The 14656-nt window shown below is 49.2% G+C and carries 10 protein-coding genes; 6 read left to right on the plus strand and 4 right to left on the minus strand.

The window, feature by feature from the left end:
* The first annotated feature begins 108 nt into the window (after window positions 1-108).
* The 4 genes from BZG73_RS03305 (at window position 109) to BZG73_RS03320 (ending at window position 7424) form a co-directional block, all read left to right on the plus strand.
* Complete coding sequence (locus BZG73_RS03305) at window positions 109-2115, plus strand: M4 family metallopeptidase (RefSeq protein WP_077667576.1); 2007 nt, start codon at window positions 109-111, stop codon at window positions 2113-2115.
* 311 nt (window positions 2116-2426) lie between these two features.
* Window positions 2427-4109, plus strand: coding sequence for a Na/Pi cotransporter family protein (locus BZG73_RS03310; protein ID WP_077577982.1), 1683 nt, complete (start codon window positions 2427-2429; stop codon window positions 4107-4109).
* A 121-nt stretch (window positions 4110-4230) separates the two neighbouring features.
* Complete coding sequence (locus BZG73_RS03315) at window positions 4231-6666, plus strand: M9 family metallopeptidase (RefSeq protein ID WP_077667577.1); 2436 nt, start codon at window positions 4231-4233, stop codon at window positions 6664-6666.
* A 203-nt stretch (window positions 6667-6869) separates the two neighbouring features.
* On the plus strand, window positions 6870-7424 hold the full coding sequence (locus tag BZG73_RS03320; RefSeq protein WP_077667578.1) for a sugar O-acetyltransferase: 555 nt from the start codon (window positions 6870-6872) through the stop codon (window positions 7422-7424).
* 10 nt (window positions 7425-7434) lie between these two features.
* Here the strand turns inward: BZG73_RS03320 and BZG73_RS03325 are convergent, their stop codons facing one another.
* The 3 genes from BZG73_RS03325 to BZG73_RS03335 all read right to left on the minus strand — a co-directional run bounded on the left by BZG73_RS03325 (window position 7435) and on the right by BZG73_RS03335 (window position 11120).
* Window positions 7435-8406: an ABC transporter substrate-binding protein gene (locus BZG73_RS03325; protein WP_077667579.1), complete on the minus strand. Its 972-nt coding sequence runs from the start codon at window positions 8404-8406 to the stop codon at window positions 7435-7437.
* A 138-nt stretch (window positions 8407-8544) separates the two neighbouring features.
* Window positions 8545-10032, minus strand: coding sequence for an aerolysin family beta-barrel pore-forming toxin (locus tag BZG73_RS03330; RefSeq protein ID WP_077667580.1), 1488 nt, complete (start codon window positions 10030-10032; stop codon window positions 8545-8547).
* A 308-nt stretch (window positions 10033-10340) separates the two neighbouring features.
* Complete coding sequence (locus BZG73_RS03335) at window positions 10341-11120, minus strand: transcriptional regulator (protein ID WP_077667581.1); 780 nt, start codon at window positions 11118-11120, stop codon at window positions 10341-10343.
* Between the two features lie 331 nt (window positions 11121-11451).
* On the opposite strand from BZG73_RS03335, the gene BZG73_RS03340 reads away from it, so the two are divergent.
* Window positions 11452-12501: a hypothetical protein gene (locus BZG73_RS03340; protein ID WP_077667582.1), complete on the plus strand. Its 1050-nt coding sequence runs from the start codon at window positions 11452-11454 to the stop codon at window positions 12499-12501.
* Between the two features lie 124 nt (window positions 12502-12625).
* Entirely contained in the window at window positions 12626-13684 is a 1059-nt protein-coding gene (locus BZG73_RS03345) for a hypothetical protein (RefSeq protein WP_077667583.1), read from the plus strand.
* On the opposite strand, the gene BZG73_RS03350 is transcribed toward BZG73_RS03345, so the two are convergent.
* On the minus strand, window positions 13681-14598 hold the full coding sequence (locus BZG73_RS03350; RefSeq protein WP_077667584.1) for a LysR family transcriptional regulator: 918 nt from the start codon (window positions 14596-14598) through the stop codon (window positions 13681-13683). The genes BZG73_RS03345 and BZG73_RS03350 overlap by 4 nt on opposite strands.
* Window positions 14599-14656 lie beyond the last annotated feature (58 nt).

Here is a 14656-nt window from a genome sequence, read left to right on the forward strand (position 1 = left end):
CATTTTTTGAACCAAATCCTCATTCTCACCGCTAAAAAACCCCCGCTAGACGCACACTATGGATAGTAACCAACGATTTTTAACTCGTTGTAGTATGAAGAGGAAACTATGCGTAAAACGCTACTCGCTTTAACCCTTCCATTAGCGATACCTGCTCAGGCTGCCAATGTGGTCGATGCCTCAAGCTTAGATTTGAGCGCGGCATTAAACCATGATCAGTCACGCGCAATGACGGCATCATCGCCAGCACTAAGCTTTCGTGAAAAATCACGCCTACAAGTGGGTAATAAAGCCTTGGTGCGCAAGCAGCAGCTGCATCATGGCGTTCCCGTTTACGGTTATTCGGTAGTCGAAAATACCACCGCACGCGGCTTCGCGCCCAGCGTAAAAGGTGACGTTGTCACTGATATCGAGCAAGATATCGGTGGTACGCTACCGATGATTAATCAGCAGCAGGCCATTGCAATTGCACAAGGTCAAACAAGCCAAGGCAATCGGCATTTTCACCAAGCCGATGCGAACACAGAACTCTTGGTCTGGCTGGATAAACAACAAACAGCGCGCCTAGTCTACAAAGTTGACTACCTTGCCAGCGACAACGGTCACCCTTCGCGTCCGATGAAAATTGTTGATGCTAAGTCTGGCGAGATCCTCGATAGCTGGGACGGCATCGCGCACCTAGAGGCGGGGGGTCCCGGCGGTAACCAAAAGAGCGGTCGATTTAACTTTGGTCCCAACACCGAACTAGGTAGCTTTCAAGTCAACCGCGACTGCCAAATGGATAGCCCGAATGTGGTGACATTAAACATGAATAACCGCGAATGGGGCGGAGAGGTTCATCAGTTCAATTGCCCACAAAACACCTACCGTCAAGTCAACGGTGCGTATGCGCCGATGAATGATGCGCAGTTTTTTGGCCAGAAAGTATTTGATATGTACCAAGACTGGCTCGGTATACGTCCGATTCGACAAAAGCTCACCATGCGCGTCCACTACGGCCAAGGTTATGGCAATGCTTTTTGGGATGGCAGGCAAATGACCTTCGGCGACGGTAATCGCAGCATGTATCCCCTAACCACTTGGGATGTCATTGCTCACGAAGTGAGCCATGGTTTTACCGAGCAAAACTCAGGGCTTGAGTACCGAGGCATGTCCGGTGGGATGAATGAGTCTTTCTCGGATGTCGCCGCAGCGGCTCTGGGACAGTACGTATTTGGTGAGTTTAACTGGAAAATGGGTGAAGACGTGATGAAACATAGCGAAGCTATGCGTTATTTCATCAACCCAAGCCAAGATGGACGCTCAATTGGTCATGTGAACCGCTATTACTCTGGCATCGATGTGCACTTTAGCTCTGGCATCTTTAACAAAGCTTTCTATCATCTCGCCACCAGCGATCAATGGAATATCAAAAAGGCCTTTAAGGCATTTGCGACAGCAAACCAGCTTTATTGGCGCCCAAACTCCAGCTTCCAGCAAGGCGCGGAAGGCATTTGCGAAGCGGCCAAAGCATTAAACTACCCAGCCGGAGCAGTAAGCCAAGCCTTTGCAGAAGTGGGCATTCAAACCCAAGGTTGCCAAGGAACGGGAGGCAACCCTACGCCAGACCCAGAGCCACAACCTGATCCAGAAATCTTGCCACTGACACTCGATCAGCCCGTGCAAATCCAAGGGCCCGCGGGCGCTGGTTACCAGTTCGTGGTACACAATGCGCCTCGCGGCACTGTTTGGCTGCAAACCTATCGTGGTCACGGCGAAGTAGATTTATATGCCGCGGTAGGTCGCCCTGCAACCGTCAATGATAACGACTGCGCCTCAACGAATGCGGGCAACGAAGAGTACTGTGGCTTTAGCCAAATTCAGGGCATGGATCTGTACGTCACTGTCGTGGGGGCGCGTGATTATGCGACCAACGTGTTAGCACGCCTTGACGATCGCGGGGTAGATACCAACCGCTGTACCAATATGCCGACTTGGGGTGGATACAACTATTATCCAGCAGGCGTCACCGTTCAGTATCAAGGGCATCTATTCCAGGCCACGCAAGATAACTGGGGCATAGACCCTTTCACTAACCAATGGGTTTGGCAGTATCAAGGCAGCTGCCAAGGCTAATTTCTCTGCGGCCGACTTCTTTCGGCCGCTTTATTTGAGTTAACACCTCCTCACGTTACGCCAAGAGTGTGATCCCCTAGCGATTATTCCCGTCAATGCTTCGTGCAACGTCATCGCGCCGCTCGCATTACGGTTTTATTGCATCTATGTTAATGATTACTGGTGATAATCTAGCAATGTAGAGGCGATAAATGCGACTAACCGCGTTGAGTAATACATGGCAGTGGCGCTGTTTGGCCATCCTCTTATTTCTACTCCCCACCCTTGCATGGGCAGCGAACACGGACGCGTCTTCGCTCCACACCCTCACCATGTTGATGGGGCTGCTCGGTGGCTTAGCGCTGTTCTTATATGGCATGGAAAAAATGTCTAATGCGCTGAAAAACGCCGCTGGAAGCCGACTCAAATCCTTACTCGCCAAACTCACCACCAACCGTGTCGCCGGTGTTTTAACGGGCGCGGGAGTCACAGCCACCATTCAATCCTCTTCTGTCACCACCGTATTGCTCATCGGTTTCATTTCCGCAGGGTTAATGTCGCTCGCGCAAGCAACTGGGGTGATCATGGGGGCCAATATCGGGACAACCATTACCGCCCAGATTGTGGCCTTTAAAATCACTCAAGCTGCCTATCTGATGGTCGCTATCGGCTTTTTAATTGAATTTACGGCCAAAGCCGATAAAACCAAGCAATACGGTAAAATGCTATTCGGATTGGGGTTGATCTTCACAGGGATGAATGTGATGAGTGAGGCAATGTCGCCTCTGCGCGATTATCAGCCATTTATTGATGCCATGGCGAAAATGCACAATCCTTTTTTTGCCATTTTACTTGCGGCCTTGTTTACCGCATTAGTGCAGTCTTCATCTGCGACAACCGGGATTGTCATCGTCCTTGCGGGGCAAGGCTTTATCTCGCTTGAAAGCGGGATCGCACTCGCAATGGGCGCCAACGTCGGCACCTGTGTGACAGCCCTCCTCGCCGCTATCGGTAAATCGCGGGAGGCCAAACAAACCGCCAGTGTGCATATTCTGTTTAATATTATCGGGGTGTTGATATGGCTTCCATTGATCAGTGTTTTGAGTGATTGGAGCGTCGCACTGTCGCCGAGCCATCCTGATCTCACGGGCGTTGAACGCTTAGGGGCTGAACTTCCTCGTCAAATTGCCAATGCCAACACCCTATTCAACGTCGTCAATACACTTGTCATGTTGCCGTTTATCGGCGGGTTTGTTTGGCTTGCAAAGAAGATTGTCCCTAAAACTCGTAAGCCTGCACCAAGTGAACAACCTATTGTTTCACCGAAATATCTCTCCAAAGAACTGCTGATGACACCCGATATTGCCATGGATCAAGCCCAGCTCGAGATTGGACGCATCGGACGCCGAGTTTGCAATATGATGAATGCACTCCCGCCTCTCACTTCTAAATTAGCTTCCCAGCAAGAGCGAGAAGCGGCTAATCATGCGTTAGAGAAAATCGATGAGCTTGAGCATCAAGTCGATATTTTGCACGGACATGTGCTTTTTTATCTCGGTCGATTGCGTAAAGAGCCTCTCACGCAAGCACAGAGTGACCGACAGATCACCCTAATTAGCATGACCGATCAGCTTGAGAGCATTGCTGATCTGATTGAAGACACCTTGGTGCCCATCATGGATAAATCACTGCATGCTGAGATCGATATCAGTGATGAAATGCGTGAAATCCTTGATAATATTCAAGAAAAAGTCACACATGCGCTGCTAGATAGCGTGAATGCCATTCGACGTGGTGATAATAAACGCGCGAAACAAGTACTGCATACCAAACGTGCGCTTAACGCGCTATTGGATAAAGTGCTTGCCCATCAAGCCGAGCGCTTGGTAGAGCATGACACCAACCGCTTGCAACTTTTTAGTATCGAGATGGAGTGGACCGAATCGCTAAAGCGCGTGTATACAGTGACGAAACGGATCGCCAAACTACACCTGCGAGAAAAAGACCCGCAGTGATACGTCACTAGCAGACTTTAAAAAGAAAACGGAACCAAGCCCTAATTTTTAGGCTGATTAAACCAATAGTGTCGGGAAAATCGTTATAACGGCTCCGCCTAATCATATCTAGGAGCTTGAAATGTATACACTATTTCCTTCCCGACCCAAAACTCTATCGGCACTCATTGCGCTTGCCGCCTTTAGTAGCACCAGTGCATGGGCTGATGCTCAATGTGATATTGCCGATTTAGCGGCCAGTAACACACCGCTCCAAGCCATTATGAGTGCTGAACGCAGTTGCTTTACCAGCTGGTACGACACCACGTCTATTCGATATTACAACGTCTACCAAGAAACCTTTGTAAACAAAGTGACGCAGCGCCTCGCACAGACCATTGCCAATTATCAAGGGGATGACAGCCAAGCCCGCCAAATTGCTAACTTAGCCGAGTATGTGCGCGCCGCCTACTATGTTCGCTTTTATAGTGATAAAGCGAACGCCGACTTTTCGGACGCACTAGACAACCGCCTTGCTGATGCCATCAACACATTTTTGCGCTCGCCCTACGCAACGGCAAAGGGTAGCGCCCAAACCGATGCCTTGCATGGCTTAACGCTGATGGCCGATAGCATCAAGCGTTTACCGCAAACTTTGGACCTACAAATTCAACTGCTTGAAAATCTCAGGCAAGATCGCTTACATGAACGCCGTTACGCGGATGCACTGAATAACCTTTTCCGTGCCATGGCAGGCCACCAATCACGTCAGGCCTTTTATGACGAGCTTGCTGCCGATCTCTCATTGATTGACCGTCTCTATCAATTCGTGTTGGATAACCCACAACTGTCCAACAGCGAGCACGGTGCACTATTGGTGTCGAATACCGTCCGTGAAATGGGGCGGCTATTGATGGCGCCACAAGCCAGCGTGCGAGATCGTGTGATGAGTCATTATCGCGACCTGTTACCACGTTTCCCACTGGGCGGCAAAAACGACGCGGTTTGGGTAGGCATGGTAGAAATGGTGGATGCTTACGCCCCCGATAAAATGACCGAATTAGGTCTGTCTGACGCCAAAGCGACACTGGAAGCCAAAGTGGTACCTTATCGCCACCAATGTGAAGGCCCGGCGATCATTCGCTCACAAAGCATGACACAGGCCCAATCGCAACAAGCATGCGAAAGCCTGCATCAAAAAGAAGTGGCCTTCCATCAAACCGTGAACTCAGGCTATCAGGCCGTCGCCGATGATCTAAACGACAGTGTTGAAGTCGTGGTATTTGATAACCCGTCCGACTACAAAACCTATTCCTCATTTTTGTTTGGTAACTCGACGGACAATGGCGGCCAATACTTAGAAGGTAACCCTGCCGATCCAGATAACCAAGCTCGTTTTATCGCGTACCGTAATGATAATGGCCAATCGCTTTCCATTTGGAACCTTGAGCACGAGTACGTTCACTATCTGGATGGGCGCTTTAATATGTACGGCGATTTCAACGACGTACTTCGCCACGGTCATACGGTGTGGTGGCTTGAAGGCTTTGCGGAGTATATGGCCCATGGCGATGATTATGCCGACGCCATACGCTTGGGTAAAGAAGGCGGCTATTCACTCAGTGAAGTCTTTGCCACCACTTACCAAGATGATGTTAATCGTGTGTATCGCTGGGGCTATTTGGCGGTACGCTTCTTGTTTGAACAGCATCCAGATGCTGTAGAAACCTTGGTTGAAGCCGGGCGCACCGGGAAATTCGAGCAGTGGGCAAATTTAGTCAAAGACTATGGCCATCGTTATGACCAGGCCTTTGCGCAGTGGCTGAACACTTTGGATAATACCGGTGGCGGTGAACTACCACGTCCAGACCCTGATCCCGAGCCAGAGCAGCCAGAGGTAACAACGCTATCATTGGGACAAACGGTCACCATTAGTGGACAAGCGTACAGTGAGCACCTGTATCAGATTGATATTGCCCAGCCTGCCAATGCGCTTACATTTAGCATTGCCGGACAAGGAAACGCGGATCTCTACGTGGCGAAAGGTCGTCAAGCACACTATTACGATTTTGATGCCACCGAGTGGAACCAAACCAGTCATGAAACCGTGACGCTTAATGATGTAGAACCAGGCCGCTATACCTTAAGTGTCACCGGACGTGGAGACTTTACCGATGTCACCGTCGCGGTAAATGCGGAAGGCCAAGTCGATCCCGAGCCAACGCCAGAGCCACAGCCTGAAACACCGGCTGGCACCGATGACTTGCGCCCGGCTCAGCTTAACGTCGCGAGCCCCAATAGCATCAGCGTTTATCAACGTCGTTACCTGTATGCCGATGTGCCTGAAGGCGCAGCCAAAGCGCAAGTGTGGGTCATGGCGGATGGTGACGCGGGCGATCTGAGCGTATTCGCCGCCGAGGATTACTGGCCAACGCAAGCACAAAATCAAGCCGTTTCAGACGTGCCGGGCAGCAACCAGTATATCGAGGTCGATTTACGTGATCAGCAACGTCTGCACCTGCTGCTCACGGGCGATGGAAGCCGAAGCCAAACCGATGTGCGTGTTTACTTTCGCTGATCGCTAAGCACTAAGCACTAAAAAAATGCTACCAAGCGCCACTGCCGAGTGGCGCTTTTTTGTTCGATTTCCATAGGAGGAGGAAAATAATAGAAAGAGGAAAAACGCTTAAGGAATGATTTCTGTTTTCACGCTCCCACAAACTGAGATAATGCCGTCATGACTGGTCTTGTATCACTGTTCACGAATAATAAGGAGAAACCATGACCGAATGGGAAAAAATGTGCCAAGGACTTGTCTTCGATGACAGTGATGGATCCATTGATATCAGGCGAGACCATGCCACACGAACCTTACTGGCATTCAATCAAACAATAGAGACGACGACAAGGCAGCAACTGCTGCGCGAGTTATTAAGTGCTATCGGCGAAGGTTCGGTGATCCAACCGCCGTTCCATTGTGAATTTGGTGAGACCATTCGGGTTGGCAGCAATACCTTAATCAATATAAATGTCACTATGCTCGATGGCGCCCCGATCACTATCGGTGACCATGTGCTGATTGGCCCCAATACCCAGTTTTACACTCCCACCCACTCTCTAGATTATCAAAGCCGCCGCTCGTGGGAGACCTGGTGCAAACCCATCGTGGTGGAAGACGATGTGTGGATTGGCGGCAATGTGGTGATCTGCCAAGGCGTGACGATCGGCGCGCGCAGTGTCATTGCAGCAAACGCCGTGGTGAAACAAGATGTGCCACCTGACAGTCTTTACGGTGGCACACCCGCTCACTATATAAAAACGCTCAATGGCAAGTGAGACAGACAAACTAGTCGATATTTCGCCAATGTGTCGGAGGAGTCAGCCCCCAGCGCTCAAATTCTGTGGCGCTATAAATGGCTCTCCCTTTTTTGCCATGAATAACCGAAATTTCCGAGGCTTCTTCACCCGCCAACACGCGGTTGACGTATTTGCCCGCTTGTATACCTTGGGATTCGCCAAATAGCACGACCCCGCCAGCAGTTTGGCCTTTCCCGACCGAAAAGTCCCAAAAGCCAAACAAAGGTGTCTCACTGTTTTCATTAGTCCATGAGAGCACTTTATTGGCATCAACCACTTTGTCCGACTCATTGCGGATAATTTGGTATAAACCAACCACAATCGCGTCGTAATCATCGGATTGCTCTACTGAGTTTTTCCAAGACGAAAACAAGCGGTGATTTTCGATGGTCACATCGATACCCAGCTGTTGTTTCAAATCTTCATATTGGTTGGTGATGTGATCGGTTGCAATCGTCGCCGTGGTGCCCGCATCAAAGAGGATTTTTACCTTCATTTGATCTTTCCCTAGTAATTCGCTCATCTCTTTCATACTGCGAGCAAACAAGGGGCGCTCCAACACACCAGTGACTCGCGCCGTACCGGCGTATTTCGCCATTAATCGGCGTGGATTGGAGTTAATACCTAAAAACACTATATCGATATCTTTGTTTCTCAGTCTCGGCAGCATATGGCTCAACGCATTATCATCTCCAAGAACAACGACCTCGGGGCTAATCTTTTGATAAAGCGCCAACGCTTTATCTGCTTGCGCGTCAAACTGAGACCTGGGTAAACGCTTAGTATCCATTTCAAAAGTATGTAACGTCACATCATCGCCAAGCGTACTTTCAAGCCCACGGATATAGCTTTCATCCCAGCCGTATTCTTTATGATAACTCTGAACCAGCAGTACATCGGCAGCCCAAGTGGGTGCAACGCTCATCAAATAGAAGGCCAGGATTTGTAAATAGAGTTTCATTATGGCTCCTTGACGCCGAGTTCAACCTTCTACAACTGTAGAACAAGATTTTGAAGTGAGACGTTCCCCCACCCGCCACATGAAAAAAAGCCGCACCTCTTGGGTGCGGCACGTTTGCTGATTGCCTGCTTTTTCGGCTTACTGAGCGGGTTTAATCGTCAGTTCAGCATTTTCAAATCCGAGTGCGGCCAACTCATCCGAATCAAAGTTGGAAATGAGCTCCACCCCATTTGCGCTATCATGACTTGCCATGGGCGTCGCAGACCGCTTACTGCGCGTTTGACGAGAGGTTTGCGACTTCGCTTGTCCGACTTCGATGGTGCCCGCGTATTGTGACTCTGCATAGAAATCGCCAGATACGTGGGAGTAGAAAGGACGTAAGCTTTTGCCTGTTGCCCATTGCATACTCTGTAGGCCGTATTTCTCAATGGCCCAACTCCAGTCCCACCATTTTACTTCACCTGGGATATAACGATGATGCCACTGATAGGCAATATCGGCAGACGGCTGGCTACTGCGGCCCATGGTGAAGGTATGGTCATGTGTAGGGCGATTGTCTGGATGGGAGTGCCATGCATTGCCGCCCCAGCGCAAGAAACCGTTAAAGTTAACGTCATAACTGATGTCTGCGCCGAAGCGATAAGGATACGAAATGCTTGAGCGATATAACTCAACACGGATGGGGATCTCTGAGTGTGCTGGAACGAAAGGACGTGCTTGCAAGGTCACTTGCTCGCTGCTCGCGCCGCCATTGCTGCTGGCAAAACTTTGGTTTGCCTCAAAAGAAATGGTTAACTTGGTCTCACCCACCAGCGGCCAATCAAAACTGTTTTCAGTTTCCACTTTTTGTGAAAAGCCATAGGTGTTGGTTTTTTCCCAACTGGTGGATTCATCGACTTTAAGATCGACCACAACCTGTTGATCAATATCGGTATTATTCCGTGCTACCGCTGAAACAGTTTTAACTAACTGGCGATCAGACTCGACCACATCACCGTGCCAGAAATCGCTATCATTGAGGGTATAAGCAAAATTATCGACCGTGATAGTGGTCTTATCACTACAACGATAGCCATCACAGCCCCCGTCATTATTACCGCGAATATGCCACTTATCACCTGAGCGCCAGACGTCCATATCTTCACCGACATAGTCACTGTGGTTGCCACCTACCCATGCATAACCGAGATAATGCGCGAGATAGCTCAGTGGTTTAACAAACTCACTGCGGTTATTCACGAGTGCATACTGGATATCAAGTTCTGTGCCCTCAGGGATGCTCTTGGCAGCATAATGAGGGATTTCGCCCTCATCGTTTTCTGGATAACACCAAGTATCGGCCGTCTGGCCGTATTGCTTGATTTCACCGTTGTATCCACTGCCCATAATGGCCCAATCACCTTCTAGGCCGGAAATCTGCCACTGTCCCATGCGATCCATCAGAAAATGACGATGTGTGCTTGCTTCATCGGCAGTAAGGGGGCGGTAATTCGCGCGACATTGGTCATCACCTAAGTTATCGAGCACAATTTGATCAGGGTAAATATTTGCCTGCGCGAGCCCAGCATAAACCAGTACTGATAGGCTGGACACAGTGAGCGCCGTTACACGTATTGTATTAGCCATTTGACGTATTCCTTATTGAACCTTAAATAAGAGTCATAGTGCGACTGTCATGGTCGTCGCAGCCCTTACCCTTTCATAACGGTTCAATAAAAAATAATGAAAAGCGTTGAAATTAATTCCTCCTAAACTTCATAAAGTTACCGCTAGGCATTCAAAAAAACACCAAATATTCAATGTGATTTTCATTCAATAATAGAAAGGAGGAAGCTGGCGATGAAAATAGAGTTAAGGCTCTATTTTTTGGCCTATCAAGAACATCATGTTTAGGCATGAGAATAAATTTAGTTGTTGCTTATGAATCTAGCGTATTATTTTTCCTGCTGAAGAAATTCATCTATTTTTTGTGTCGATTGAATAATATTGAGCGGAGAGTATCGAATAAAAGTGCTCCGATGGGTCTGCTTTGAAACAAAAAGAAAGGTGGAGTACTTGTGTTTTTTTTCAATATAAACAAGGCAGTTACACTGGCTATGAGTTAAAAATTGCTCTATAGAAAAGCCGAGCTCACTACCGGGCGGGTAAAACACGTAAAGCGCCCCAACACGCTTTTGATTTAACCCTCCTCGCTGAACCCAATCACTCCACCGCCATCCATTCATTTTTCCAACCACAAACACGCTTGTTGCCACGCACAGCAATAGTGTTATCGCAATCAACAAACACTGCCGGTAGAGAGGCACTTTACGCTGAGCCGGACTTGATGGCTGAGGATGTGAGGATCGCCCTGTTTGAGGGAGGGAAGGTTGAGGTAATGGCGTAACGTCATCCACCTCACTACATGCGGGCTCAGCGGTATGATGAGCGATCATGCCTTGTGTTAATCGGTAGCCATACTTAGGGACCGTGACCACCAATGAAGCGTCTGCACCTATTGCGATCAAGGCGCGCCGCAAAGCACTGACTGATTTAGCCAGCGACGTCTGACCAATGTACTCACTCCCCCAGCTATAACAGATCAGCGTCTGCTTACTGACGGCTTGCGGTGCGTGCTGCAGAAGGCACTCAAGGACAAGCGTCTCGCGAAATCCAATTCGAGTTGACTTGTGATCGTTGTGGAGTTTCCTTGCGACATTGTCGAAATAAATCATAGTTTTTTCTTTTAATAATAAAACAATCAGTTATTTAGTGCGATAAACATCGTTTTATTTAGAAACAAGATCACATTTCAAGAAATGATGTGATTAACCCGTTTATTCATAAAAATATTAACCCCTTAGAATATATGGTTAATACTGGGTTCAGCTGATGTCTGCTCACACAAAATACGGTCATTTACTATACAAAACAAGGGTATGGATAGGGTGCATTCTTCTTTTTTTCGTTTAAATTTTCTTTTGCTGACCCATTTATTACTATGGCAATGAGTTTATAATCAGCTATAAATACTGAGTGTTTACTCAAAACAGGTTGGCAACAATAATGAAATATATTTATAAAACACTCTTCATCCTCTCTGCATTGTTCTCTGCTGCAAGTTTTGCAGCCATAGGACCCTACAAAGTCGTTTTAATCCATGGCTTTCAACCCGATCAACTACAAAGCCGACCAGATCGTGATCAAGTAGCCGTAGATGGTTCAAACTACTGGCAAAACTACTGGTTACAGCATGCTGATGCCCGTATCGATTGGCCCGCTCACGAGCGGATCAAAGGAAAGATTGCGTCAGACTATCTATGGCCTGCATTAAAAACGCTTTCCGAGCAAGAAACCTGTCTGTCCGGCTGCATTTTAGTGACCCACTCTACCGGCGACTTGGTGGCACGCTACCTGTTAGACAACCAAGCAAACTGGCTGAATAACGCAGGGCTCGAGCCACTCAACATTGTCGGCACCTTTGACTTTGCAGGCGCAGGCGGCGGCGTTGAACTGGCCAACATCGCGGTGAATGTTGCTGAAGGTGGTGGTTGGCTAAATCATGCGATGAAAAAAGCCGTGTCACTGTGGATGGGACAACTCCCCAGCAAAGACAATATCGGCGTACTGAACGACTTGAAAGTGGCAAACGCGCGCCAACTCGCCATGTGGCCTGATAACCGTGTACCGCGTATTCGTTTTGTGGGCAATGGCTCTGACTTCTTAGGGGCGACATCACCCTTTATACCAGGCAGCGACGATGGCGTGGTCGCCGCCCACTCGGCCTGTGGTGCCGCCGATGTCGATGCATTTGATAGTTGTTCAACCGCCATTGAGTTTGATGGCCAATTAGATTATGTCCACAAAGGGGTTCGACGCTTTATGCCCTCACACTACCCGCTATTGATGGGCGATAAGTATAGCCATCTGACTATCTTTAATCCTTGGCATAAAGGCAAAGTAACAGCCACCGATCCTGAGCTTAAGCTCGGCGATCAGTCTCGTATCGCTGTCGAGACCATTGACGAAGATGGCTGGTTTGGTAAGAAGTACCGTTATGTCCGTGATTCAGACCGTGACACCTTGTCAGAGCTGGTTCATGCTCTCCCACAATGATTTCGGACAGGCTGTGACGTGATTAACAAAGCTGCCCTTTCATCGAGATAAGGGCAGCGGGTTGGATTTATTCGCTTTTCTTTCCTGTGCTACCGTGGCTGTAACACATTAATTAGGGATTACTATGACTAGACTGCTGCTCGCAGTAACCTTGGTCGTATCAATGGGAACGACAGCGTATTTATGGCTGGATGCACCAGACACGCTGACACATCAAACGACGACCGAACGTGGCCACACACCTTCACCCCCGGATATGCGTGAAGCCGCCTCCTCCCTTCCTGATACCACGCGCCACAAGGCACAAGCTCAACCTGCCGAGCCCGATGTGATGAAAACCTCGATGGCGCCGACACTGAGCTACATTGCCGCCGATTATGCAGAGCAAATCCAGCATCCCGACTACTCGATCCCCATTCCATCAAAACAAAGCCCGTATTTACACTGGAATCAACATATCTCGACCCCAATACCAATTCTCGATGGCTCAGTGAAAGCGGCATTAAAGCTCAACCAATACCGTTACTTTTATCCAGAAAATATCCAAGCCTCACTGGTCACCCCTGCCTCTTTTAATCAGGCGACTTTGTCGGTCATTGATGTCGAGGCTAATCGGGAATTGACCCACCTCGATGTCACAGATACACAGTGGAGCATTGAGCCCGAAGCCGATTGGCCTGTCGAGCTTCGTCTTAAAGCAGCCCTCAGTTTTGATGGGGGCGACGATGTGCTCACCGCCGACTTTCGTCTTTATCAGCCCATTGCGGAAGTGAAAGGGGTGAAGCCAGTTTTCGGCCGCGGGCCGGATATGGTTATCCCGCTCGTTATGGATATCGACAAAGGCGGTATTTATCGGGTACGTGCTAATCTATTTACTGCTGACGATCAACCCGTTGCGGTATTAACCAATAAGACACGCCTCAGTGAGGGCGAGCAAACGCTAGAGCTACGCGCTTTTCGAGCCTCGATGCGTGGCTATGGCGATGAATGGCAACTGAAAGACGTGGTGATTGAGCGTATGTCGGGCTATCCCGGTGAGCGGGCACAATTTGGCATCAGCCCACAGGATCATTATTCACTCGGTGTTTTTGACACCGGACAGTTATCCGACGAGCCCTATCAAATGAGTGAGCAAGAGCGAATGCAGTTGGAATTTCTGCAACGTGCAGCTCAGCAATCTTAGTCGCCCATGAAGGCCTCTGACGCTAACCGTTCACTTTGTTCACGTGCGGTATGAATACACCGACGCACACCCTGAGCGGTATTGGTGCGCTGCCACGCGAGTACAACGTGGCTGACTAACGGCATATCTTCAACCGCGACGACAGCGACATGATCGCTCAGCTGTGTGGTCAATGATTCAGGCACCAAGGCAATCCCAAACCCCGCTGACACCATCGCTGTTGCCGAATGCAATTGCGGCGCTAGCGAAGCATTTGATGGTGCCAGTCCTGCTCCTTTTAATGCGTCCACCAAAGCATCATGTAACCCTGGGCCAATATCACGCGGAAACAGAATAATCGGGTCACCGCCTAATTGTGACAACGTCACGCTTTGCTGCTTAGCAAAGGTATGATTAGCAGGCACCACTAGCTTAAATGGGTCAGGAAACAGCGGCGTGTGCGCCACGTGTTCACTGGCATAACACGGCAGGCGAAGAAAGGCGAGATCGACATCCTGCTGGCGCAAGGTTTCCACCAAAGAAGGCATGGGCAGCTCTATTGGTTGAAAATCAATCTCTGGATGGGCTTGCTGTAATCGCCGAACAAGCTCCAACACGGCTTGGCTCACCACTGTCGAGCTGGCAAACCCAAGCCGAAGCTGATTCCGCTCTCCTCGTGCTACTTGTTTGACCCGCTGCACGGCGTGATCCAACTGCGCCAAGATTTTCACCGCATCATCATAGAGCACCTGACCGGCCGGCGTTAGCGCCACCCCACGCGACAAACGCTCAAACAAAGGCACACCCACCTCTTGCTCCAGCTTTTTAATTTGTTGACTCAGTGGTGGTTGCGCAATGCCCAATTTTTCGGCTGCGCGGGTGAAGTGTCGGCACTCTGCCACCGTTACAAAATACCGTAAATACCTTAGCTCCATGACTCTACCTCTGAGAAGTCTCTGATATTCAGTATCTTACCACGTTTTTTATGTGCCA

Source organism: Salinivibrio siamensis, assembly GCF_001996005.1.
GTDB lineage: Bacteria > Pseudomonadota > Gammaproteobacteria > Enterobacterales > Vibrionaceae > Salinivibrio > Salinivibrio siamensis.

Coding starts and splice junctions, on each gene's coding strand:
- BZG73_RS03340 (WP_077667582.1), top strand. CDS start 11,452: ATGAAATATATTTATAAAACACTCTTCATCCTCTCTGCATTGTTCTCT.
- BZG73_RS03330 (WP_077667580.1), bottom strand. CDS start 10,032: ATGGCTAATACAATACGTGTAACGGCGCTCACTGTGTCCAGCCTATCA.
- BZG73_RS03315 (WP_077667577.1), top strand. CDS start 4,231: ATGTATACACTATTTCCTTCCCGACCCAAAACTCTATCGGCACTCATT.
- BZG73_RS03320 (WP_077667578.1), top strand. CDS start 6,870: ATGACCGAATGGGAAAAAATGTGCCAAGGACTTGTCTTCGATGACAGT.
- BZG73_RS03345 (WP_077667583.1), top strand. CDS start 12,626: ATGACTAGACTGCTGCTCGCAGTAACCTTGGTCGTATCAATGGGAACG.
- BZG73_RS03310 (WP_077577982.1), top strand. CDS start 2,427: ATGTTGATGGGGCTGCTCGGTGGCTTAGCGCTGTTCTTATATGGCATG.
- BZG73_RS03335 (WP_077667581.1), bottom strand. CDS start 11,120: ATGATTTATTTCGACAATGTCGCAAGGAAACTCCACAACGATCACAAG.
- BZG73_RS03350 (WP_077667584.1), bottom strand. CDS start 14,598: ATGGAGCTAAGGTATTTACGGTATTTTGTAACGGTGGCAGAGTGCCGA.
- BZG73_RS03325 (WP_077667579.1), bottom strand. CDS start 8,406: ATGAAACTCTATTTACAAATCCTGGCCTTCTATTTGATGAGCGTTGCA.
- BZG73_RS03305 (WP_077667576.1), top strand. CDS start 109: ATGCGTAAAACGCTACTCGCTTTAACCCTTCCATTAGCGATACCTGCT.